Below are 23,656 nucleotides of genomic sequence, written 5' to 3'. Positions count from 1 at the left end.
GCCGGCGGGCGCGCCTGTTCAATTCTCCAGCGGCGGCAGACGGGAAATGAAACGACCTTTGACGCCCTGGGGCCATTGCTTGAAAGGAACGATGCCGTCCTCGGTGGCGGCATAGGCGCGCAGATAGGCGGTCAGCGTTTCCACCGTCGTTTCGTCCGGGGCGAAGTCGCCCAGCACATAGCTCATCCGGGCGGCGGAGCGCACCGCGACGGCGCAGGGACGCCGGCAGCTCATCAGGCAGCGCATCGGCCGCAGACGCACCGCTGCGGCCAGATCGGGGGTGTCGGCCAACGCCCGTTCCATCAATGCCACCAGTTCCGCGCCCGGCCGGACGGCCTCGGGGGAGTCTTCCGGACGGCGGCAGGTCTCACAGACGACGAGCTCGACGGTCATGCTTGGGCTTTCCGCGGTTTTCCGGTTTGTACGGCCCGACAGCTAGAGGGCGGTCCGGATGCTTGTCAACGCGCTTGCGGCTTGCCAAGCATCGCGAAACTCCCGACGATGCGCGCGGGCACCAGCGACGGGCGGGACGGCGGACGGGATGAGCGCGAGGCAACGGATCGTCCGTGAACGCCGGCAATACAACCAGCTCGCCGCCGATCAGACGCTGGAGGACTACGCGCTCCGCTACACCGCGGAGCGGGCGCGGCGCTGGAGCGCGTGGCGTGTGGCCAACACCGCGCTCGGTGCCATCTCCTTCCTGGCCTGCGAGGCCATCGGCGCCGCCGTCACCCTGACCTACGGCTTCGAGAACGCGATGGCCGCCATCCTGGCGGTGGCGCTGCTCAGCATCCTGGTCGGGCTGCCGATCACCTACCATGCGGCCAAGGCCGGGGTGGACATCGACCTGCTGGCCCGCGGCGCCGGTTTCGGCTATCTGGGATCCACCATCACCTCGCTGGTCTACGCCTCCTTCACCTTCATCCTGTTCTCCATCGAGGCGAGCATCATGTCGGCCGGTCTGACCATGGTGCTGGGCATCCCGGCCTCGGTCGCCCATGTCATCAGCTCGCTGGCGGTGATCCCCATCGCCGTCTACGGCATCCGCTTCATCAGCCGCATGCAATGGGCGACGCAGCCGGTGTGGATCCTGCTGCAATGCGTGCCGCTGGCCTATTTCTTCCTGCTCGACCGCGAAACGCTGGCACAATGGGCCTCGCTGCCGGGCGTCTACGCGCCCGACGGCGGGCTGTCGCTGCTGCCCTTCGGCATGGCCGCCTCGGTGCTGCTGTCACTGCTGCCGCAGATCGGGGAGCAGGTCGACTATCTGCGGTTCCTGCCCTCGCAGGCGCGCATCGGGCGCTTGCGCTGGTGGACGGCGCTGCTGGCCGGCGGGCCGGGCTGGGTGCTGATCGGCAGCCTGAAGCTGGCCGCGGGATCGCTGCTGGCCTTCCTCGCCATCAAGCACGGGTTGCCGGTCGAGGATGCGCTGCAGCCCAACAGCATGTATCACATGGCCTTCCTCGACGTGTTCGGCTCGCCCCTGGCGGCGCTGGCGCTGACCGGGATCTTCGTCGTCGTCTGCCAGATGAAGATCAACGTCACCAATGCCTATGCCGGCTCCATCGCCTGGTCGAACTTCTTCTCCCGTCTGACCCGCAGCCACCCCGGCCGTGTCGTCTGGCTGGTGTTCAACGTGCTGCTGGCCCTGCTGCTGATGGAGATCGGCATCCTCGGCGTGATCGAGAGCATCCTCGGCCTCTATGCCAACGTCGCGGTGGGCTGGCTGGGGGCGGTCGCCGCCGATCTGGCCGTCAACAAGCCGCTGGGCTTCAGCCCGCCGGGCATCGAGTTCAAGCGCGCCCACCTCTACGACATCAATCCCGTGGGCACCGGCGCCATGGGGCTGTCGGTGCTGTGCTCCACCACCGCCTTCTTCGGTCTGCTCGGGCCGGTGGCCCAGGCGCTGGCCCCCTTCATCGGTCTGGTGGTCGCCTTCGCCGCCGCCCCGCTGATCGCCTGGAAAACGAAGGGCCGCTATTACATCGCCCGCAAGTCGGACCGGCTGCCGGGCGATGGCGCGACCATCCGCTGTTCGATCTGCGAGAACCGGTTCGAGCGTCCGGACATGGCGTTCTGCCCGGCCTACGACGCGCCGATCTGCTCGCTGTGCTGTACGCTGGAGGCGCGTTGCCACGACCTGTGCAAGACCGACAGCCGCTTCGCCGACCAGATCGCCCGCAGCCTGCAGCGGGTGCTGCCCAGGCGGATGGCCGCCGGCGTCCACACCCGCACCGGCCATTTCATCGGGGTGATGACGCTGTTCTCGCTGGTGCTGGGCGGGGTGCTGGTGGTCATCGACTTCCAGTACGCCAACGCCGACACGGCCGAGCGGGCGGCGATCCACACCGCGCTGTTCACCGTCTTCGTCTGCCTGTTCATCCTGTCCGGCGTCGCCGCCTGGCTGCTGGTGCTGGCCCATGAGAGCCGCCGCAAGGCGGAGGAGGAGACCGCCCGCCAGACCGCCATGCTGATGGACGAGATCGCCGCCCACGAACGCACCGACGCCGCCCTCCAGAAGGCCAAGGAGGTGGCGGAGGCCGCCAACGCCGCCAAGAGCCGCTACATCATCGGCGTCAGCCACGAAATCCGCGCGCCGTTGAACGCCATTTCCGGCTATGCCCAGCTTCTGGAAAGCAACAGCACCCAGCGCCCGCAGGACGCCGTCCGCGTCATCCGCCGCAGTGCCGAGCATCTGTCGAACCTGATCGACGGGTTGCTCGACATCTCCAAGATCGAATCGGGCCTGCGCCGGCTCAGCCGCGACAAGGTGCAGTTGATCGACTTCCTCGATCAGCTGGCCGACATGTTCCGCATCCAGGCCGCCGCCAAAGGGCTGGAATTCCGCTACGCCCGCGTCCCCCACCTGCCGGCTTGGGTCCACACCGACAGCAAGATCCTGCGCCAGATCCTGATCAACCTGCTGTCCAACGCGGTGAAATACACCGAGACCGGGCATGTCGCCCTGACTGTCCGCTACCGCAGCCAGATCGCCGAGTTCGAGATCGCCGACAGCGGCATCGGCATCCGCGAGGAGGATCTCGACCGCGTCTTCGAACCGTTCGAGCGCGGGCGGGGCGCGGCGGTGCGGGCGGTGGCCGGCACCGGCCTGGGCCTGACCATCACGCGGGTGCTGACCCGGATCATGGGCGGCGACCTCGCGCTGCGCAGCAAGGCGGGGGAGGGCAGCGTCTTCACCGTCCGCCTGCTGCTGTCGGAGGCCATGCACCGGCCGGGAGAGCAGGTGGAGCGCCGTGCCATCACCGGCTATGCCGGGCCGCAGATCACCATCCTGCTGGCCGACGACGACCGCGACCATCTGGCGCTGATGACCGACATCCTGCGTCCGTTGGGATTCGTTCTGTTCACTGCATCCGACGCCGCCACCTGCCTGGAGCTGGCGGCGCAGTGCAAGCCCGACGTCGCCATGCTCGACATCTCCATGCCGGGCGAGAGCGGCTGGGACGTGGCGGAGGGGCTGCGCCGGCAGTTCGCCGACCGCATCCGCATCATCATGGTCTCGGCCAATGCCTACGAGGCGCAGGGACCGGGCGACGGCCGCGCGCCGCACGATGCCTTCGTCGCCAAGCCGATCGAAATCCATGCGCTGCTCGACCGGCTGCAGGCGCTGACCGGGCTGGAATGGATCCACGCCGCGGAAAAAGCGGCGGAACCGCTTGTCGATGCCGCCGCGCCGGCCGATCAAGCTCCCAGGCCGGCCGGTCAACCACACGCCGCCCCGCCGCACGCCGCCCCGCCGCACGCCGCCCCGCCGCACGCCGCCCCGCCGCATGCCACCCCGCCAGAGTCGGCGCTGCGTCATCTCGACGACCTGCGCCAGCTTGGGCGGATCGGCTATATTCGCGGGATCGAAGCCAAGCTGCGCGAGATCGAGGCGGAGGATGCCGCCGCCCGGTCTTTCGTCGAAGGGCTGCGAAGGCTGGTGCGCGCCTTCGACCTGAAAGGCTATATGCGTGCGGTGGACGAAGCGGCGGCGCAGCGGGATGCCGGCCGGGGGCGGATCGATGAGACAAGCGCAGAAGACGGGGCCGTGACGGGATGAAGCGCCGCGACATGATCCTGGTGGTGGACGACACCCCCGACACGCTGGGATTCCTGACGGAGGCCATCGAACAGGCCGACCTGACCGTGCTGGTCGCCGTCGACGGCGAAAGCGCGCTGGAGCTGGTCGGGCAGATCACGCCGGACCTGATCCTGATGGATGCCGTGATGCCCGGCCTGGACGGCTTCGAGACCTGCCGGCGGCTGAAGCAGATTCCCCACCTGTCGCACATCCCCGTCATCTTCATGACGGGCCTCAGCGACACCGAGCATGTGGTGAAGGGGCTGGAGGCCGGCGGTGTCGATTACGTCACCAAGCCCATCGTGGTGGACGAGCTGATCGCCCGCATCCGCGTCCATCTGACCAACGCCCGCGTCGCCTACGCCGCCCGCGCAGCGCTCGACGCCACCGGCCGCTTCCTGCTGGCGACGAACGGGGAAGGCCGGCTGCTCTGGTGCACCCCGCAGGCGGAGCGGCTGCTGGCAGGGTTGCTTCCCGGTTGCGAGGCCATGCGCCCCGACGCGGCCTCCGCCGCCCTGACGGCTTCCCTGGCCGCCGGTCTGGTCCGGCTGCGCCAGGCCGCGTCCCCCGGCGGAGCGGCGGAAACCTTCGCGCTGGACCTGCCGGACGGCGAGGGCATGCGGCGTCTGGAGTTCAGCTATCTCAGCCCGGCCAACCCCGACGATATCTGTTCCGCCTCAGCGAGCCCACCGCCGGCCGGCAGGAGGCGGTTCTGCGCGACGCCCTGGGCCTGACGGCGCGCGAGGCGGAGGTGCTGCTGTGGATCGCCAACGGCAAGCCCAACCGCGACATCGGCGAGATCCTGGGCATCAGCCCGCGCACGGTGAACAAGCATCTCGAACAGGTCTTCACCAAGCTGGGGGTGGAGAATCGCGCCTCCGCCGCCGCGCTGGCGATCCGCACCCTGGCAGCAAAGGCCTGACGGCCGGCGGCCTCCATCCGGCGGCCTCCATCTGACGGTCAGACCTCGATTGTCGGCTCGGCGCCGCTCCGCCCGGCGACGATGTGGTTCATGATGCAGGTCATCACCGGCTCGCCCCGCTGGTTCAGCGTGGTGTAGGCCAGCCGCACCGTGCCGCGACCGCCCCGGCGCGACGGGATCCTCTCAACCACCTCCACCCGGACGCGGATGGTGTCGCCGGGCCGTACCGGCCGCAGCCAGCGCAATTCGTCCATGCCCGATCCGCCCAGGCTGGTGCCGGTGATCAGCCCGGTGTCGCGGAACAGCCGGAAGGTCAGCGACAACGTGTGGAAGCCACTGGCGATCAGCCCCTGGAACGGCCCGTCCGCCGCCGCCACCGTGTCGATGTGGAAGGGCTGCGGATCGAAGCGCAGGGCGAAATCCAGGATCTGGCTCTCGGTCAGGGTCGCTCCTTCCGACTCGAACACCTCGCCGATGCGGAAATCCTCGAAATGGCGGCCGGGCATCGTCTCGTTTCTCCCATGGGTGAAGTCTTGTCGTTGCCGACGGAGGGTAGCCCGCCCGCACCGTCAGGCAAAGGACAGGTCGAGCAGTGTTCAGGGCGAGGATTTTCGGCGGCCGGACATAGGCCTTACGGCGTAAACCTTTGGCGTAATTCGCAATCCTGTCGTGATGGGGCATGTTCCCGGTCGGATTTCAGACCATCGACGGACGGATGTCACCACTCCCTGCGCACAACAGCAGCTCCCCCAGCATGTCGATGCCGTCGCCGTTCCGTTGCGTCGTGTTCTCGGTTGCCGGCCAAGTCCTGGCGCTGCCGGTGGAAGCCGTGCGGCGCTTCTTGCCGTTGCCGCGGCTGGAGCGGCTGCCGACCGCGCCGCTGCCGGTGGAGGGCGTGTTCCGCTATCGGGGGGAGGTTGTGCCGGTCCTGCGCCTGGATGTGCTGCTTGATCTCGGGGGGAGCACCGGGGGCGGCCCCGGTTCCGACGGCTCGGCGCCCGGTCTCTATTCGCCGCTTCTCCTCGTCACATGGCAGGGCCGGCCGGCGGCGCTGCTGGCCGATCAGGTCCATGGCGACACGGGCGTCGACCCACGGGAACGCACGCCGTCCGACCCGTCGCTAAGCTTCAACGGCTGTGCGGCCGGCGGCTTTCCGGACCGGGTGACCGGCCGCGGCGGTACCGTGACCCTGCTCGACTCCGACCGGCTGTTGAACGCGGCGGAGGGCCGGCTGCTCGACGCCTTCCGCGCGGCGGCGGAACGGCGGCTGGCGCAGTGGCAGGTCGCCGCCGACACCCCCGATGCGGCGGCCACCGGGGACGGTGGGGCATGATGTCCAGTTCCGCCGCGACGATCGAGGCGATCCGCCGCGACCCGCATTTCCCCCGCCTGAAGGCGATGGTGATCGACGCCACCGGCCTCGCCTATTATGCCGACAAGGACGCCGCCTTCGCCGAGCGGATCAACCGGCGGCTTCCCTTCGGCCACATCGCCACCGTCGCCGGCTATCTGGCGGCGCTGGAGGCGGAGGGGCCGGGTGGTGCGGAATACCAGGGACTGATCAATGAGCTGGCGGTGGGGGAGACCTTCTTCTTCCGCTACATCGAGCAGTTCGACGCGCTCCGCGCCGTCGCCATTCCCGAATGCCTGCGCCGCAACCAGTCGAGCCGCCTGCTGCGGATCTGGAGCGCCGGCTGTTCCATCGGGCCGGAGGCCTACAGCATCGAAATCCTGCTGAAGCAGCATTTCGCCGCCCAGTTGGAAGGCTGGCAGGTCCACATCCTCGGCACCGACATCAACGGCGCCTATCTGGAGCAGGCGCGGCGCGGCGCCTATGGCGACTGGGCGGTGCGCGGCCTGTCGCCGGAGACGCTGGAGGCCTGTTTCGACCGCCACGACAAATTGTGGTCGGTGAAGCCGAAATACCGGCAATGGACCAGCTTCATGCCCTTCAACCTGGTGGATGGGGCGATTCCCTCCTATCCGCACGGGATCGGGCATTTCGACATCATCCTGTGCCGCAACGTCATGATCTATTTCGACGAGGCGACGCGGCACCGGCTGTTGGGCGACCTGCACAAGGGGCTGGCCGAGGGCGGCTGGCTGGTGGTCGGCCATGCCGAGGCCGGACCGCAGATGAACGAGCTGTTCATCCCGGTGTCCGTTCCCGGCGCCACGCTCTATCGCAAGCAGGCCGAATTGCCGGCCGCGGGCGCCCGCGGCACCGCCGCCCGTACAGCCGCCGTCGCCGGCCCGGCACCCGCGCCGCCACCCGCCGCGGCCCCGTGCCGTGCCCCCGGACCTGCCGCCAGACCTGCAGACAGGCCCGATGCCGAGCCGGGGGGCCAATCCCCCTCCGAGACGGCAGTGCAGCCTGCCGGTCCGCGCACCCGCAAGGCCGTGCCGCCGGCGGCCGCGCCGGCTCCAACCACCCCGGTGGATCCAGCCGGGACCGGCGAGCATTCGACCGTGCTGGAAACCTGTCTGGCACGGGTGGAGGCCAACCGGCTGGACCCCTCCGCCCACTATCAGCTCGGGCTGGTGGAAGAGGAGCTGGGGGTCGGTGACCCGGTGGCGGCCTTCAAGCGGGCGCTCTATCTCGACCCGCGCTTCGTCCTGGCCGACTATCATCTCGCGCTGGCCTATTGGCGGCGCGGCCGGCTGACCCCGGCGCAGCGCCATTTCCGCAATGCGCGCGAGGCGCTGGAAAGCCGTCGCGACGACGAGGCGGTGGCGGAGGGCGGCGGCCTGACCGTTCAGGAGCTGCGCGGCATGCTGGACCTCTGGCTGACCGGTGAGGAGGGCTGATGGACGACACGCTTGCCGGCGCAGGCTCCGGGGACGCCCCGCACGGTGCCGCTCCTCTGCCGGCCGCCGCCCCCCTGCTGGCTGCTCCTCTGCGCGTCGCGCTCGACAGCGCGGCGCCGGGCGGCGATTCCGCCCGCGCGTCCATCGACTGGGAGGCGGTTCACGAAAAGCTGTCGCAGCGTGCCGAGGCCCTGGAGGCGACCTTCGCCGGCCGCGGTCCCTGGGCCGATGCCATGCTGGCCCGCCGGGCGGAGGAGCTGGCCGAGACCCCGCATCTCGACGACCAGGAGCGCATCGGCACCGCCATGCTGGTGGCGCGCGGAGCGGAGACGCTCTATGGGTTGGAACTGCGCCATCTCGGCCACATCGTGCCGATGCCGCGACTGGCCCGCGTGCCGGGGGCGCCGCCTGCCGTCCTGGGGGTGATCGCCGTCGCCGGCCGGGTGATGCGTCTGTTCGATCTCGACCGGCTGTGCAACGGGCCTGCCGCGCGGGGGGCGGCCGGCAGCGCCGAAGCCGACCAGCCCGGCTATGCCATCGTGCTGCGCACCGGTGCCGGCCCCGGCTCCATCCGTCCTGCCGCCCTGCGCCTGCGCGAGGTGGAGCGGGTGGCCGACGTCGCGGTGCCGCACGCCTCCGTCCCGGCGGAGGCCGGGCCGCTGGTCCGGGCGATCACCGCCGACCGCATGGCGATCCTCGACATGGCCGCCCTGCTCGACGTCGTGACGAGCTGAAGACCGACCGATCCACCTGAACAGCCGATCCAACCCAAGAGCCATCCGGGGCCGGAGCACAAGAATGAACATGAAAGTCGCGCACAAGCTGGTCCTGGGATTCGGCGTGGTGTGTGTCCTGACTGCGCTGCTGGCGCTCTATCAGATGTCGCGCTTTTCCGACGCGCTGTCGGTCATCATGGCGGTGTCCAGCTATGACACCGAGGCGGCCGACATGGTGACGGCGGTCGGCAATTATCAGGCCGAGCTTCGCAGCACGCGCGAAACGGCGCTGAACGCGGTGACCGTCGCCAATGCCGAAGGGCGCATTGCCGACATCCCGTCGATCATGGCCCCGCTGCGCAGCCATTATGACGATGTTGGCGCCAAGCTGCGTGAAACGCTGGGCAAGCTGCGCTCGATGGTCGCCGAACGCTCGGCGAACAGTGTGACCGACAGCCGCCGCAAGGGGTGGGTCGAACTCGACAGCTCGGTGACCGAGATGAACCGCGCCATCGGCGCGGTGGGGGACGAGGCGCGGACCATCTACACGATGCTGGAGCGCAACCAGATCGGCGACGCGCTGCAACGCCGCCAGCGGGTGGACGAGCTGCGCAAGGTGATGGAGCAGCGCATCGACGCCGCCCAGACCGCCATCGACCATCTGACCGCCGCCGGCCGCGACGACATCCGGGCGATCTACAACTCCGCCATCCAGTCCTCGATCATAGCGCTGGTCGTCGTCTTCCTGATCGCGGTCGGGGTGGCCTATCTGATCGGCAGCTCCATCACCCGCCGGCTCGGCCGCGCCATCGACTTCGTCACCAAGGTCGGGCATGGCGACCTGACGCAGGAGATCATGATCGCCGGCAAGGACGAACTCGCCGTCCTCGGCCAGCATCTGAACGAGATGGCCGGCCGGTTGAAGTCGATGGCCCGCACCACACGCGAAACCGCAGAGAGCGTCCACGCCGCCACCGCCCAGATCCGCGCGTCCACCCAGCAGCAGTCGGCCAGCGTCGCCGAACAGCTGGCGGCGGTGGAGCAGACCACGGCGACCCTGTCGGAGATCACCGAGTCCGGCGCCCAGATCAACCGCCGCGCCCAGGACGTCGCCCATGGCGCCCAGACGGTGGCGGTCTCCAGCCATTCCGGCATGAAGGCGGTGGACGACACCATCCAGGCGATGGACGCCATCCGCGACCAGGCGGAGGCGGTGGCCGAGAACATCGTCATGCTGTCCGAACGTACCCAGGCGATCGGCGAGATCATCGTGACGGTGAACGACATCGCCGAGCGCTGCCATCTGCTGGCGCTGAACGCCGCCATCGAGGCGGCGGCGGCCGGCGAGCATGGCCGCACCTTCTCCATCGTCGCCGGCGAGATCAAGAGCCTGGCCGACCAGTCGAAGGAGGCGACCGCCCAGGTCCGCTCCAACCTGTCGGAGATCCAGCACGGCATCAACGCCTCGGTCATGCTGACGGAGGAGGCGGTGAAGCGCGTCGCCGCCGGCAAGCGCCAGACCGACGCCACCCAATCCACCATCCGCACCATGGCGGAGAACATCCAGGAGAGCGTGCTGGCCTTCCAGCAGATCGTCGCCGGCACCAACCAGCAGCAGATCGGCCTGGAGCAGGTGATCCAGGCGTTGCAGAACATCCGCGAGGCCAGCAGCCAGACCGCCGCCGGCACCCGCCAGCTGGAGGGGGCGGCCGCCAACCTGAACAACCTCGGCCAGGGTCTGGTCGAGGCGGTGCGGAACTACCGGGTGTGATGCGGATGATGCGGCTTGTCTTCTCTCGCCCCTCCCACTCCCCCTCTCCCCCCCGGGGAGAGGGATGGGGAGAGAGGGACTCGCCATCGGGCAGGAGTGGCCCCTGATGGACATCCGTCAGCGCCTGCTCGCCGCCTTCGACCTGGAGCACAAGGAGCATCTCTCCGCCATCCGCACCGCGCTGCGCGAGGCGGAGGCGAGCGGCGATGCGCCGGACCTCGTCGACATCCACCGGCGCGCGCACAGCCTGAAGGGCGCCGCCCGCGCCGTCGACCTGCCGGAGGTGGAGGCGATCTCCCACCGGCTGGAAGCCGCCTTCATCGCGGTGCAGAAGGGCGAGATCCCCCTGGATGCCGCCAGCGTCGGCGTGGTCCGCCGGGCGCTGGATGCCATCGAGGATCTGGTCGCCTGGTCGCTCCAGGGTGGCGGCGGGGTCGAAACGGCCGGCGTGCTTGCCGATCTCGACGCCCTGGCCGGTGGACGCGCCGGTTCAGTCGCTCCTCCCGCCATCTCTCCCGCCGCCAGCCCCGCGGACCGCCGCCCCATGCGCGAGCGGGGGGGCGACGCCGACTCCGCAGCCCTGGTCCGCATCGCGGCACAGGGGCTGGAGCGCCTGTCCGAGACCGCCTCTGCCCTGTTGCCGGAGGTGGAGGCGCAGGCCGGGCTTGGCGAGCAGCTCCGCAAGATGCGCCAGGAATGGCGGGCGCTCGACCGGGCATGGCGCCATCTGCGGGTCCAGATCGGACGGGACGCAGTGGGGGAGATGGGGGCCGGCGCGCTGGAGGGCCGCGGCGCGCTGCCCGCCCTGATGGCGTTCGAGCGCCGCTTCCGCGCGCTGGGCGGTGCGCTCGATTCCGCGCATCGCAGCCATGACCGTCTCCTGTGGTCGATGCGGCGCTGGGGCGGCAGCCTCCAGCAGGACATGCGGCGTCTGCGCATGCTGCCGGCGGAGAACCAGCTGAGCGGCCTCGGCCGCATGATCCGCGACATCAGCCGGGCCGAGGGAAAGGAGGTCGAGGTCGATGTCCGCGGGCTGGAGGTGGAGGCCGACCGCACCGTCCTGCAACGGCTGAAGGACCCGATCCTGCACATCGCCCGCAACGCCATCAGCCACGGCATCGAAACACCGGCGGAACGGCTGGCGCTGGGCAAGCGGCCGGCGGCGCGCGTCACCATCGCCGCCTCGGTGGAGGGGGCGCGCCTGCGTCTGCGCATCGAGGATGACGGCCGCGGGCTGGACCGCGCGGCGATCCTGCGCAAGGCGGGCGAACGCGGCCTGATCGATGCCGACGAGCTGTCCACCGCCGGGGAGATGCCGCTGGAGCGGCTGACCGAGTTCCTGTTCCACCCCGGCTTCTCCACCGCCTCCCACACCACCGAGCTGGCCGGGCGCGGCATGGGCCTCGCCATCGCGCGGCGGGAGGTGGAACGGCTGCAGGGCAACCTGACCATCGCCGACGGCCCAGGCGGCGGCACCGCCGTTACCATCGAGGTGCCGCTGAGCCTGCTGAGCCAGCGTCTGGTCTTCGTCGCCGTGCAGGACCAGATCCTGGCGATCCCGTCCGCCGACGTGGTCCGGCTGCGCACCGCCGCCGCCGGGACGCTGTTCTCCGGCGTCGGGACGCCGATGATCCGCATCGGCGAGGAGGAAATTCCCGTCACCTCGCTCGCCGCCCTGCTGGGCATGGAGGCGCCGGTGGTTCCCCCGGCCGAACGCGGGCTGGCCCTGGTGGTGGTGCGGGCGGCGGACCGGCGGCTGGCGCTGGCCGTCGACCGCTTCGTCGCCACGCGCGAGACGGTGGTGACGGCGGCGGAGGAGACCGGTCTCGATGCCGGCCGCTATCTCGGCACGGTGCTGATGGACGATGGCGGGCCGGCGCTGGTGCTCAACATCCCCGGCCTGATGCCGCTGCCCGGCAGCACCCTGCCGCCCCCGGCCCGCCCGGCGGAAGAGGCTACCCCTGCCCGGGCGCATATCCTGGTTGTCGATGACAGCATCACCACCCGCACGCTGGAAAAGAGCATCCTCGAAGCCCATGGTTATCGGGTGACACTCTGCGTGGACGGGCGCGAGGCCCTGGAGCGCCTGTCGGAAGGGATGGAGGTTGGCCTGATCATCAGCGACGTCGAGATGCCCCGGATGGACGGCTTCGCCCTGTTGCAGGCGGTGAAGGCGGACAAGCGGCTTGCCGAGATCCCGGTGATCCTCGTCACCTCGCGCGCCAGCGACGAGGACCGCGAGCGCGGCCTGCGGCTGGGCGCCGACGCCTACATCGTCAAGACCCGCTTCGACCAGAACGAGCTTCTGGCCGGCATCCGGCGGCTGCTGTGAGCGGGGTGGAGAAAGCCGGCTTCCCCGCCACCGGCTCCCCCATCACCGGCGCCCCCATCACCGCCGCCAGGCGCATCCGTGTGCTGGTGGTCGAGGACAGCCCGGTCATCCAGCAGCTGCTGAGCCATGTCATCGGCGCCGACCCGCGGCTGGAGGTGGCGGGCATCGCCTCCAGCGGCGAGCAGGCGCTGCGCATGATCGACCGCACCGTTCCCGACGTGGTGTCGCTCGACATCCGCCTGCCGGGCATCGACGGGTTCGAGGTGACCAGCCGCATCATGCGGCAGAACCCGCTGCCGATCGTGGTGGTGGCGTCGGACGTGCGCGACCTCGACATTCCGATGCGGGCGCTGCAGGCCGGCGCGCTGGCGGTGGTGGAGAAGCCGGGCAGCATGGCGCGCGCCGACTACCAGACCGTCGCGCACCATCTCTGCACCCAGCTGGTCATCATGAGCCAGGTGAAGGTGATCCGCCACCGCATCTCCGCCCGCGGCGCCAAATCCACAGCCGCGATGCCCGCCGGCGACATGCCGGCCCAGGATGGCCGGCTGCCGGCGGCGGCGGTGGCGTCCGACGGGAATGTCCGGCGCTTCCGCGCCGTCGGCCTCGTCGCCTCCACCGGCGGGCCGGCGGCGCTGGCGAAGATCCTGAAGGACATGCCGACCGACTTCCCGATGCCGGTCTTCGTGGTCCAGCATATGGGTGCCCCCTTCATGGCCGGCTTTGCCAGCTGGCTCGGCACCGTCTCGGCGCTGCCGGTGCGGTTGGCGGAGGCCGGGCTGCCCCCGCGTCCCGCCACGGTCTATGTGGCGCCGGGCGATCGGCATCTGCTGGTGGACGGCGCGACGCTGCGCCTGTCGGCCGATCCGGTGGTGTGCGGCCAGCGACCGTCGGGTGAGGTTCTGTTCCAGTCGATGGCGCGCGCCTATGGCGCCGCCGGTATCGGCGTTCTGCTGACCGGCATGGGAGAGGACGGCGCCAGAGGTCTGGTGGAGATGCACCGGACCGGCGCCTACACCATTGCCGAACACGCCTCCACGGCGGTGATCCACAGCATGCCGGGCACCGCGGTGCGGCTGGGCGGTGCTGTTGAGGAACTGCCGCTCGACCGGCTGGCCGGACGGCTGCTGCAACTGACCTCCGACGATAAGATGGCGTCATGAACGGACTCCGCACCTTGGTTGTCATGGGATCCCAGACGCAGGGGCTTCTGCTGAAGCTGCTGCTGGAGGAGCGCGGCGTGGAGACCGTCTGCGTCGACGGCGTCGATCCCGCCCTGGCGGAGGTCGCAGGCAGGACGCCGGATCTGCTGATCGTCGAGGGTGAACTCGCCGGGCCCACCGGTCTGGCCGAGCTGCGCGCCCGCACCGATGCTGCCGTCATCGTGCTCGGTCGCGGCGCGGGGGAGCACGACCCCGCCGACCCCAAGGCGGTGGTGGAGTCCGCCTGCGCGCTGATCGAGCGGCGCAGCGCCCCGCCCACGGCGACGGAGATCTTCCGCCGCGCCCGCATCCTGATCGTCGACGACAGCGCCACCTACCGCGAGTTCCTGCGCGCCGAGCTGGAGCAGGAGGGCTGCACCGTCACCGCCGCCCGCAACGCCGACGAGGCGGTGGCGGCGCTTGCCGGGGGCGCGCTGGACTGCGTCATCCTCGATCTCGTCATGCCGGGGACCAGCGGAACCCAGCTTTGCGAAAGATTCGACAGATTCCGGCGCAAGCGTGGACTGTTCTTCCAGATCGTCATTCTGACCAGCCAGGATGACGAGGAGCAGTTGATGACAAGCCTGAACGCCGGCGCCGACGATTTCGTTGGAAAGGCGCAGACGATGGATGTGCTCAAGATCCGGCTGATGGCGCTTCTGCGCCGCAAATACTTTGTCGAGGATCACCTTATCCGCTCGCCGCGTGTTGCACTTTCCGCATAGGAAGGGAGTAGAGCCATCGTGTGATTTCTAAAGCCGTCTTGTCCGTTTATTCTCTGCGGGCTTTTTGAAACTGTCCGATGGTCCTTCCGGTGCCGGTGCCGATTCCAATGGCGATCAGCCTCCAGCCCATCCACGAGCCTCCGATCTCCAGAGACACCGACGCAAGAGACACACACGCGATGCACCGATCTTCGGCCACCCCCCTGTCTCCGACCGATCTGCGCTATCGCGAGTGCCTTGAGAATGCGCGGCGTGTCTGCGCGGCCGGAACGGTGCCGACCATGCTGGTGGTCGGCGGGCCGGAGATGGCCGCCGTCCGCTGCAACGAGGCCCTTGCCACGCTGCTGAACCGCCCCCGCGCGGCCACGCGCGACGAAAGCGGCCCGATCCTGCTGTCCGGCGGCTGGCCCGCGGTGGCCGAGGCGCTGCGCCCGCTCTATGGGACGGGAACCGGCGAGAGTCCGGCCGCGCCGGCCGAAGACGCGAGGATCGTTCTGCGGACCGATCCGCCGTTGAGCCTGCGCGCGTTCCCGCTGCTGGTCGACGGCCGGGTGATCGGCGTGCTGGCTTCGGCGACGCTGGACGGCGCCATCGCCCGGATGGCGGAGACCATGCGGGCGGAGGTGGCGCGCACCACCGCGGCGCGGTCCCGCTTCCTGGCTCGGGCCAGCCACGATCTGCGCCAGCCCTTCCAGGCGATGCGCCTGTTCCTCGACGCCCTGACCACCCAGGTGGAGGGGAATCCCCGGGCGACCCGCACCGCCGGCATGCTGGCCAACGCCATGACCGCGGGGGAGCAGCTGCTGAACGCGCTGCTGGACATCTCCACGCTGGACGCCGGCACGGTCGAGGCCGACATGCAGGCGGTGTCGCTCGACACGCTGCTGCACTCGCTGGCCGATGAATTCCGCCCGCAGGCGGAGGAGAAGGGGCTGCGCCTGCGCGTCCATGTGGCGTGCCGGGCGGTGACCCGCAGCGACCCGGTGCTGCTTGGCCGCATCGTCCGCAACCTGCTGGCCAATGCCATCCGCTACACCCAGCGCGGCGGCATCCTGCTGGGCCTGCGCAAGCGCGACGGGCAATGGCGCATCGAGGTGTGGGACACCGGCTTCGGCATTCCCCAGGACAAGCTGGACGTCATCTTCGACGAGTTCCACCAGCTGACCAACCCGGCGCGCGACGCCACGCGCGGGTTGGGGCTGGGCCTCGCCATCGTGCGGCGGCTGTCGGTTCTGCTGAGCGCGCCGGTCGATGTGCAGTCGCGCTCCGGCCGCGGTTCGGTCTTTGCCGTCACCGTCGATCGCCTGGACGGGGACGATGCGCCCGCCGACGCTCCGGCCGCGTCCACCGCCGCTGACCACGCCACCGCCGGCGTGCCGCTCGACGGCATGCGCATCCTGGTGGTGGACGACGACAGCATGGTGCTGTCCGGCCTGCTGCTGACCCTGGAAAGCTGGGGTTGCGCCTTCGTCTCGGCGTCCAACATGCGCGAGGTGTTCGCCGCGGTGGACGGGCTGGAGGGGCCGCCCGACGCCATCCTGACCGACCTGCGCCTGCCCGGGAAGGTCTCCGGCTTCGACGTGATCGACCGAGTCCGCAAGCTGTTCAAGGCCGACATCCCGGCGGTGGTGCTGACCGGCGAGACCGCACCGGAATCCCTGCTGGAGGGCCAGCGCCGCGGCTGCGCCTTCCTGCACAAGCCGCTGCACCCCGGCGAACTGCGCCGCGTGCTGGAGGAGGTCAGGCGGGATGGGGCTGCGTGAAGGCGGCCGCCGTCAGAAAGCCCCCCTCCCTCGCGACGCAAATGCCTTTTTCCGCACCCTGTTGGAGTTTCGTGCGTTCAGCATGAAACGCGCGACGCTCCAGCCTTATGTTCGGCGGGCGGAGCAACGCTTCAGGTCGAGTCCGATTTCACGCGATCCGCTCTATTTGCCCGGCATGGTGGGAAAGGCTCGCCTGCAGAGCGGCGCGCGGCCGGCAAAGCCGTCCCTTTCCGCCATCCCGCATCGATTTCTGCCGGCCAACGGTTTCGCGCATATGGATACTCGGCGTATAATAATCGCGTTATAGTTTTTTTGCGCCCCATAATGATCTACCATCACATGTTTATGTGATATAAAAAACTCGCTTTTGTTGATATTGAAAGGGCCTCGCATCCCAGCACAATATTGACGAGGTTTTTTAAATCATGAGCCAGCCATACATTGCTCCGCCGGAAGCCGCCCCATATACCGGCCCGCTCGAGTCTGGAATCGTCCGTCTTTACAGTGATCCGAACTGGTACAGCAGTTATTTCGAGATATCGACGACGGAGACCGTCTCTGGAACACAGCGTTCGATTGTCGGGAGTTCTTTGAACGACCGTGCGACATGGGTCGCCTTCAATTTGCCGGTCGGCACGGTGATGACATTGCTACAAAATCCAACGAATCTAATTCCCGATCAACCGTACAATTTTTCCGGCGCCGGTGTCTGCCTCGACTTGATTGGAAACGGATCTACTCAGACTGTCGATTTGATAAAAGCCGGTGCGAACGATGCCATATCGGCTTACATCTGGCGCGAGGTCGATTTGAACGCCGGCATATTCCAGCTGTTCGACGGTGAGAATTTCGATGGCAGCCGGAACACGTTCTTTCTGTCGGAATGGCAGGACACGAAAGTCAACTCTCTGGACGGCTGGTGGATCTCCGACAAGGCGGCGTCGATTTATTTCGGCGGCCTCGGCGTGGAAAAAGTGACCTTGTATGATGGCAGTTCTGGTGACGGCCAGACCAGCACTGTCGCTGGCTGGATAAGCCGAACCCCTTCCGCGGCGAACCCTTATAGCCAGGGATACAATCTCGTCGAGCAAGGTTTCGCCGACAAGGCCTCGTCATGGAGTTGGGCGATCCTGCCGCCCGTCTACCAAGTCGCCCAACCATTCTCCGTTACGTCGACGGCAACAATCGACAACGCAAGGACTTTGAATTTTAACAGCAGCGGGGTCAATTATGGAAATTCGACACTGACCCAAACGGTAAATTCAAGCTATTCCATTTCGCAAGGCGCAACCGTCACAATCACCAAAACCAGCACGGTCACTTATACCGAGGGATTTTCGTTCACATTCGGACAAAGTTGGGGCGAACAGGACGTCGACTCGACATCATATTCCGTAACATTGGACATAAGTCTGTCAGAAGAAAAGTCGAAAACGACCGAGGGGTCGATCAGCGTGACGCAGGAAATTACGTCGGAACTCGATTTGACGATTGATATTCCGGCAGACAGTGAGTGGAAATCCACACTCAGCATTCAGTTCGGCGATGTTCCTCCGACGAGTTTCACCACGAAAGCGACATATTACTATGATGAACCCGTGCCGGGGTCGATCCCCGACTCGGTAATGGCGCAGCAGCTTGGTTACGACACGCTGTACGCTTTGGAGGTCACAATCAACGGTTACGTCAAGGCCAGTCTGGCCGTCAACGCACTGTCGAGCGTGACGACCACGCAAATCGCGTCCGGCACGTCATCCACCGTCGACTCGATCGTCCCGGCCGTCCCGGTCACCCCGGCCTGATGCCGGCCAACGGCACGCATTCCGACGGGCGCGCCCCCCGTCCCCTGCTGTGGGACGGGGGGCCGGGAGGCGGCGGCGTCAGAGAGGCGGGGAAGGAGGATCCTGGCTCGCACTGTCGGGGAGAGGGATCCTCTTCAGCGTTTCAGAATGTTCGCAGTCGCAGCGAACCATTGAAACCGCATTGATCGGGCAGGCGGCATTTAAATGCGTCCGGCTCAATCCCTCCTCACCCTCAATCCCTGGGCGGGCTTTGCAGGTAGAGCACCAGCAGCCGCATCAGGCTTTCCAGCGCGTCGGCATGGATGCGCTCGTAGCCGTGCGATGCGTCGATGCCGAAGCAGACCAGCGCCGTGCGGATGTCATTGCCGGCCTCGATGGCCGACGCGCTGTCGCAGCGGTAATAGCGGAAGACGTCGCGCTGGTGCGGGATGTTCTGCGCCTGGCACAGCGCGATCAGCGCGTGGGTCAGTGCCAAGTCGAAGGGGCCGGTGCTGTCGGCCATGGCGATGGTGACGCCATATTCGCGGCTGTTCTGGCCGGGGGCGGTGGTGCCGTTGTCGATGGTCACCATCTCCGCCACGTCCTGATGCAGGATGGATGAGGCGCCGGACCCGACCTCCTCGGAAATCGTGAACAGCAGGTGGCAATCCACCGGCAGGGCGGCCTTGGCATCGACCACCGCCTTCGCTGCGCCCAGCATCACCGCCACTCCCGCCTTGTCGTCGAGATGGCGCGAGACGATGTAGCCGTTCTCCAGGAATTCCGGCTGCGGATCGATGGCGACGATGTCGCCGATGTTGAAGCCGCGCTCCTCCAAATCCCGCCGGTTCGCCACCGGGGCGTCGACGCGCAACTCCACCTGCTGCCAGCTGACCGGCTGGCTGTCGACCTCCTTGTTGAAGGTGTGGCCGGACGCCTTGAGCGGCAGGATGGTGCCGCGCCAGGGGCCGCGGTCGGTCAGCACGGTGCAGCGCGCGCCCTCGGCGAAGCGGGACGACCAGTGGCCGATGGGAACCAGCTCCATCCGGCCATTGTCCTTCAGCATCTTCACCTGGGCGCCCAGCGTGTCGACATGGGCGACCAGCGCCCGGTCGGGAGTGGAGCGCACCCCCTTCAGGTCGGCGCGGATGGCGCCGCGCCGCGTCAGCTCGTAATGGATGCCCATCCGCTCCAGCTCGGCACAGCACAGCCGGACCACGTCGCCGGTATGGCCGGTCGGGCTCGGCGTGGTCAGCAGCCGGTAAAGGATGTCGGTGACATAGCCCATGTCGATGGGCAGCGGCACGGCCATGGTTGGATTTTCCTCCTGCTGAGGATGGGGGCGAGCGGTGCGGAAACTCCCCTCACAGCACCCCCCGCGTCTGCGGGAACAGCAGATCGACGAAGCGTTCCGCCGTCGGTTGCGGCTCATGATTGGCAAGCCCCGGCCGCTCGTTCGCCTCGATGAAGACGTGGCCGGGCCGGTCGGGCGACTCCACCAGCAGGTCGAAGCCCACAACCGGGATGTCCAGCGCCCGGGCGGCCACGGTCGCCACCTCCACCAGCTCCGGGTGAAGGCTGTCGGTCACGTCATGGATGGTCCCGCCGGTGTGCAGGTTCGCCGTCTTGCGCACCGGCAGCACCTCGCCGGCCGGCAGCACGTCGTCCAGCGTCCTGCCGGCGGCGGCGAGGCAGCGGTCGGTCTCCGCGTCCATCGGGATGTGGCTTTCGCCGCCGGTGGCGGCGGCACGGCGGCGGCTCTGTGCCTCGATCAGCTCGCGCACACTGTGGCTGCCGTCTCCGGTCACCTCCGCCGGGCGGCGCACCGCGGCGGCCACCACCTTCTTGTTGATGACGATGATCCGCAGATCCTGGCCCTCGCAGAATTGCTCCAGCAGAACCGTGTCGCAATGCTGACGGGCCGACGCGATGGCGCGCTCCATCGTCTCGGTATCGCGCACATCCACGGTGATGCCGCGCCCCTGCTCGCCGCGGGCCGGCTTCACCACGATGCGGCCGTGGGCAGCCAGGAAGGCGGCGTTCTCCTCCGGCTCCCCCGCCACCGCCTGGGCCGGGACCTTCAGGCTGGCGCGCTCCAGAACGCGCCGCGTCACCGCCTTGTCGTCGCAACGGCTCATCGCGACGGCGCTGGTCAGCTCGCTGAGGGATTCGCGGCAAACCACGCTGCGCCCGCCCCAGGTCAGGGCGAAATAGCCGGCCTCGGCATCCAGCACATCGACGCCGATGCCGCGCCGCCGCGCCTCGTTGACGATGATGGTGGCATAGGGGTTCAACTGCTCGCCGGGCTGCGGGCCGGTGAACAGCCGCTCGTTGATCGGGTTCCTGGTCTTCAGGGCGAAGGCCGGAATCCGGCGGAAATTCAGCTTCTCGTACAGAGCGATGGCGTTCCCGTTGTCGTGCAGCACCGACAGGTCGAGGAAGGCGCGGCCGCGCGCCTGCACATGCTCCGCCACCGTGCGGACCAGCGTCTCGCCGATCCCCGGGAACGGGGCCTGCGGATCGACCGCCAGACACCAGAGCGAGCTGCCATTCTCCGGGTCGCCATAGGCATGGGCATGGTCCACCGCCGTCACCGAGCCGATGACCTCGCCGGTGGCGTCGTCGCAGGCGACGAAATGAGTCAGCACCCGGCTGTTGCGCGACGCGACCAGGAAGGAGGCGGAGACCGGCACCATCCGCCGCCGGGCATAGATGCGCTGCACCCCCTCGGCATCCTCACGCGTGCGCAGCCGGCGGACGCTGTAGCCCTTCGGCCGGCGCCGCGACGGCCGGTAGTCGGTCAGCCACAGGCGGAAGGTGTGGGACGGGTCGAGGAACAGCTCCTGCGGTGCCCGCGACAGGGCGACATGCGGGTCCTGCAGATAGAAGACGATGTCGCGGGTGCCCGGCGCCTCCTGCCGCAGCGTCTCGATCATGCGGTCGAGATCGTCGAAGGTGTGGGCGAAGATCAGCCGTCCCCAGCCGCAATCGACCGTCACGTCCGTTGCTATGGCGGCGCGCGGCGCGTCGGCCCCGGTCTCCCCCGCCGGCGGCCGGCCGGTGTAGCGGCGGGTGTGGCGCAGGGTGGCGCTGGCGGCGCGTTCCAGCCGGTGCGGTTTCACGCGGGCGTAGCTCATGGGATCCCCCTGGTCGTCGGATGCGGCTCCGCGCATTGGCAACATCCGGGGATGCGGATCGGTCCCGCATCGGCGTTCTGCATCCGGATGCCCCGGCGGAACGTCTGTCGTTTTGAGTCGCCTGCTTACAGGCCCTGTTCCTGGAACAGAATTCCAGCAAGGGCACTTGCCACAGCTTCGATCCCCGCAGCGGCGTGATGTGGCGTTCCGGATCGGCCAGCAGCCGGTCGAGATAGTCGCGGCGGAACAGCCCGCGTTCGCGCGCCGACGGGGCGTTCAGCACGTCGCGCACCCGCTCCAGGAAGGGTCCGCGCAGGTATTTCAGCGCCGGCACCGGGAAATAGCCTTTCGGCCGGTCGATCACCGCCGCCGGCACCACCCGCCGCGCCGCTTCCTTCAGCACGTATTTGCCGCCGTCCGGCAGCTTCATCTCCGCCGGGATGCGGGCGGCCAGCTCCACCAGCTCATGGTCGAGGAAGGGCACGCGCGCTTCCAGCCCGGCAGCCATGGTCATGTTGTCGACGCGCTTCACCGGATCGTCCACCAGCATCACCGTGGTGTCGAGCCGCAGCGCCTTGTCCACCGGCCGCTCGGCGCCCGGCATGGCGAACCGCCTTTCCAGCCAGCGGCGGGAATGGTCCTCGCCGATGAATCTGGGGTCCAGCGCTTCGGCCATCTCGGCATGGTCGCGGTCGAAGAAGACGCGGGCGTAGTCGCCGACCGCGTCCCCGCTCTGCAGCAGCGGCGGATACCAGTGATAGCCGCCGAACACCTCGTCGGCGCCCTGGCCCGACTGCACCACCTTCACCTGCTTCGCCACCTCCTGCGACAGGAGGAAGAAGCCGATGTTGTCGTGGCTGACCATCGGCTCCGACATCGCCCGCACGCAGTCGGTCAGTTCCGGCAGCGCGCGGGCGCTGTCGACGAAGAGGCGGTGGTGGTCGGTGCCGAAATGCTTGGCGACGATGTCGGAATACTGGAACTCGTCGCCGCGCTCGTCGCCCACCGTCTCGAAGCCGATGGAGAAGGTCTTCAGCCCGCTCTGCCCGTTCTCGGCCAGCAGGGCGGTGATCAGCGAGCTGTCCAGCCCGCCCGACAGCAGCACGCCTACGGCCACGTCGGCGACCAGCCGGCGGCGCACCGCGCGGGTCAGCGTCTCCAGCACCAGCTCGCGCCACTCGGCGAAGTCGCGGCCCTCGTCGCCGGCCTGCGGTCCGAAGGTCAGCGACCAGTATGTGTGTTCGCGCCGCGTGCCGTCCGGCTCCACCACCAGCACTGTCGCGGGCGGCAGCTTCCGCACGCCCTTCAGGATGGTGTAGGGCGCCGGGACGACGGCGTGGAAGCTCATGTAATGGTGCAGCGCCACCGGATCGACGTCGGTGTCGATCCCGCCGGCAACCTTCCCTGCCGCCACCAGGGCGGGCAGGGAGGAGGCGAAGCGCAGGCCGCCGGGAATGTCGGCCAGATACAGCGGCTTGATGCCCAGCCGGTCGCGGCCCAGCACCACCCGGCCGCTGTCGCGCTCGTGGATGGCGAAGGCGAACATGCCGTTCATGCGCGTGACGAAGTCCGGACCCCAGGCGTGATAGGCCTTGATCAGCACCTCGGTGTCGCCGTCGGAAAAGAAGCGGTAGCCAAGCCCGGCCAGCTCCTCGCGCAGTTCGCGGTGGTTGTAGATGCAGCCGTTGAAGACGATGGCGAGGCCCAGCGCGGAATCCACCATCGGCTGCTGCGAGGCCTCGCTGAGGTCGATGATCTTCAGCCGGCGATGGCCGAAGGCGACGCGCCCGTGGGCGAACAGGCCATGCCCATCCGGCCCGCGCGCCGCCAGCCGGTCGCACATGGCCTGGACGGCGGCCGTGCTCGCCGCCTCGCCGGACTTGAAACGAATCTCACCGCTCACTCCGCACATCGGCCGTCGAGCCTCCTCGTTGGTTCAGGACGAAGGGGCGCCAGACCCGTGAAAAGGGCCGAATTGCACCACCGCTACCCGCGTGGACCAACGGTTGGCAGGGCTTAAGGTTCCGTGTGCAAGGCTCTCTAAAGTCCGAAGAACCCCCGCAGCCGCGCCAGCAAGGCCTGCGGTTCCACTGTCGGCGGCGGGGCGGCACCCTGTTGGCGGGTGGTTTCGGCGGCGTTCCGGCTCTGGCGCTCGGCCATCAGCTCCGCCAGACGTTCCGCCAGTTCCGGCCGGCGGCGCAGCACCGGGTCCAGATGGGCCCGCGCCACCTCGAACACCACGGAGTCGGTGCAGGCGACGACCGAAGCGCTGCGCGGCTGCCCGGTCAGCAGCGACATCTCGCCGAACAGGTCGCCCGGCCGCAGCCGCGTCAGGTGCAACAGCCCGGAACGATGCCCGTTGTCGGCCTCGGCCGGAGCGGCGACCTGCACATCGAACACGCCTTCGGCGATGAC

General features: G+C 68.6%; 18 protein-coding genes and 1 pseudogene. 13 read left to right on the top strand and 6 right to left on the bottom strand.

What is annotated here, in order from left to right; genetic code table 11:
- Positions 1-18: 18 nt before the first annotated feature.
- On the bottom strand, positions 19-393 hold the full coding sequence (locus tag I71_RS01525) for a DUF1636 domain-containing protein (protein WP_042689217.1): 375 nt from the start codon (positions 391-393) through the stop codon (positions 19-21).
- A 148-nt stretch (positions 394-541) separates the two neighbouring features.
- On the opposite strand from I71_RS01525, the gene I71_RS01520 reads away from it, so the two are divergent.
- From I71_RS01520 to I71_RS40925, 3 genes are read left to right on the top strand one after another with little or no spacing between them, the layout of a single operon-like run.
- Complete coding sequence (locus I71_RS01520) at positions 542-4,063, top strand: ATP-binding protein (RefSeq protein WP_042689214.1); 3,522 nt, start codon at positions 542-544, stop codon at positions 4,061-4,063.
- The gene (locus I71_RS01515) at positions 4,060-4,818 is read left to right on the top strand and encodes a response regulator (protein WP_375731160.1); all 759 of its coding nucleotides are present in this window, start codon (positions 4,060-4,062) and stop codon (positions 4,816-4,818) included. The genes I71_RS01520 and I71_RS01515 overlap by 4 nt, the downstream gene beginning before the upstream one ends.
- Before the next feature lie 17 nt (positions 4,819-4,835).
- Complete coding sequence (locus I71_RS40925; RefSeq protein ID WP_375731159.1) at positions 4,836-5,006, top strand: helix-turn-helix transcriptional regulator; 171 nt, start codon at positions 4,836-4,838, stop codon at positions 5,004-5,006.
- 38 nt (positions 5,007-5,044) lie between these two features.
- On the opposite strand, the gene I71_RS01510 is transcribed toward I71_RS40925, so the two are convergent.
- A complete protein-coding gene (locus I71_RS01510; RefSeq protein ID WP_042689211.1) occupies positions 5,045-5,512 on the bottom strand; it encodes a MaoC family dehydratase in 468 nt (155 codons plus the stop codon).
- A gap of 254 nt (positions 5,513-5,766) precedes the next feature.
- On the opposite strand from I71_RS01510, the gene I71_RS01505 reads away from it, so the two are divergent.
- From I71_RS01505 to I71_RS01465, 10 genes are all read left to right on the top strand, one after another.
- Complete coding sequence (locus tag I71_RS01505) at positions 5,767-6,339, top strand: chemotaxis protein CheW (protein ID WP_042689283.1); 573 nt, start codon at positions 5,767-5,769, stop codon at positions 6,337-6,339.
- A complete protein-coding gene (locus tag I71_RS01500) occupies positions 6,336-7,814 on the top strand; it encodes a protein-glutamate O-methyltransferase CheR (RefSeq protein WP_042689208.1) in 1,479 nt (492 codons plus the stop codon). The genes I71_RS01505 and I71_RS01500 overlap by 4 nt, the downstream gene beginning before the upstream one ends.
- Complete coding sequence (locus I71_RS01495) at positions 7,814-8,548, top strand: chemotaxis protein CheW (RefSeq protein WP_083896910.1); 735 nt, start codon at positions 7,814-7,816, stop codon at positions 8,546-8,548. Before I71_RS01500 ends, I71_RS01495 begins: the two co-directional genes overlap by 1 nt.
- 64 nt (positions 8,549-8,612) lie before the next feature.
- Complete coding sequence (locus tag I71_RS01490; protein ID WP_049975858.1) at positions 8,613-10,301, top strand: methyl-accepting chemotaxis protein; 1,689 nt, start codon at positions 8,613-8,615, stop codon at positions 10,299-10,301.
- Between the two features lie 106 nt (positions 10,302-10,407).
- Complete coding sequence (locus tag I71_RS01485) at positions 10,408-12,633, top strand: response regulator (protein ID WP_042689204.1); 2,226 nt, start codon at positions 10,408-10,410, stop codon at positions 12,631-12,633.
- Between the two features lie 80 nt (positions 12,634-12,713).
- Positions 12,714-13,796: a chemotaxis protein CheB gene (locus I71_RS01480; RefSeq protein WP_199902083.1), complete on the top strand. Its 1,083-nt coding sequence runs from the start codon at positions 12,714-12,716 to the stop codon at positions 13,794-13,796.
- Positions 13,793-14,560, top strand: a complete 768-nt coding sequence (locus tag I71_RS01475; protein ID WP_042689202.1) for a response regulator — start codon at positions 13,793-13,795, stop codon at positions 14,558-14,560. Before I71_RS01480 ends, I71_RS01475 begins: the two co-directional genes overlap by 4 nt.
- A gap of 179 nt (positions 14,561-14,739) precedes the next feature.
- The gene (locus I71_RS01470) at positions 14,740-16,323 is read left to right on the top strand and encodes a hybrid sensor histidine kinase/response regulator (protein ID WP_244433553.1); all 1,584 of its coding nucleotides are present in this window, start codon (positions 14,740-14,742) and stop codon (positions 16,321-16,323) included.
- On the top strand, positions 16,310-16,630 hold the full coding sequence (locus I71_RS37025; RefSeq protein ID WP_148294115.1) for a hypothetical protein: 321 nt from the start codon (positions 16,310-16,312) through the stop codon (positions 16,628-16,630). The genes I71_RS01470 and I71_RS37025 overlap by 14 nt, the downstream gene beginning before the upstream one ends.
- A 118-nt stretch (positions 16,631-16,748) precedes the next feature.
- Complete coding sequence (locus tag I71_RS01465; protein WP_148294114.1) at positions 16,749-18,125, top strand: hypothetical protein; 1,377 nt, start codon at positions 16,749-16,751, stop codon at positions 18,123-18,125.
- A 232-nt stretch (positions 18,126-18,357) separates the two neighbouring features.
- On the opposite strand, the gene I71_RS01460 is transcribed toward I71_RS01465, so the two are convergent.
- From I71_RS01460 to I71_RS01445, 4 genes and pseudogenes are all read right to left on the bottom strand, one after another.
- Positions 18,358-19,416, bottom strand: a complete 1,059-nt coding sequence (locus tag I71_RS01460) for an osmoprotectant NAGGN system M42 family peptidase (RefSeq protein WP_199902081.1) — start codon at positions 19,414-19,416, stop codon at positions 18,358-18,360.
- A gap of 52 nt (positions 19,417-19,468) precedes the next feature.
- A complete protein-coding gene (ngg, locus tag I71_RS01455; protein ID WP_042689195.1) occupies positions 19,469-21,241 on the bottom strand; it encodes an N-acetylglutaminylglutamine synthetase in 1,773 nt (590 codons plus the stop codon).
- Between the two features lie 208 nt (positions 21,242-21,449).
- A pseudogene (locus tag I71_RS01450) lies at positions 21,450-23,153 on the bottom strand (N-acetylglutaminylglutamine amidotransferase); the annotation flags it as partial.
- A gap of 128 nt (positions 23,154-23,281) precedes the next feature.
- Positions 23,282-23,656: cyclic nucleotide-binding domain-containing protein (locus I71_RS01445; protein WP_042689192.1), on the bottom strand; the 375-nt coding region annotated here is incomplete at its 5' end.

It is taken from the genome of Azospirillum sp. B506 (assembly GCF_000333595.1).
Taxonomy (GTDB): domain Bacteria; phylum Pseudomonadota; class Alphaproteobacteria; order Azospirillales; family Azospirillaceae; genus Azospirillum.
Note: the sequence above shows the minus strand (reverse complement) of the source record. Positions and strands in the feature narration are given on the sequence as shown.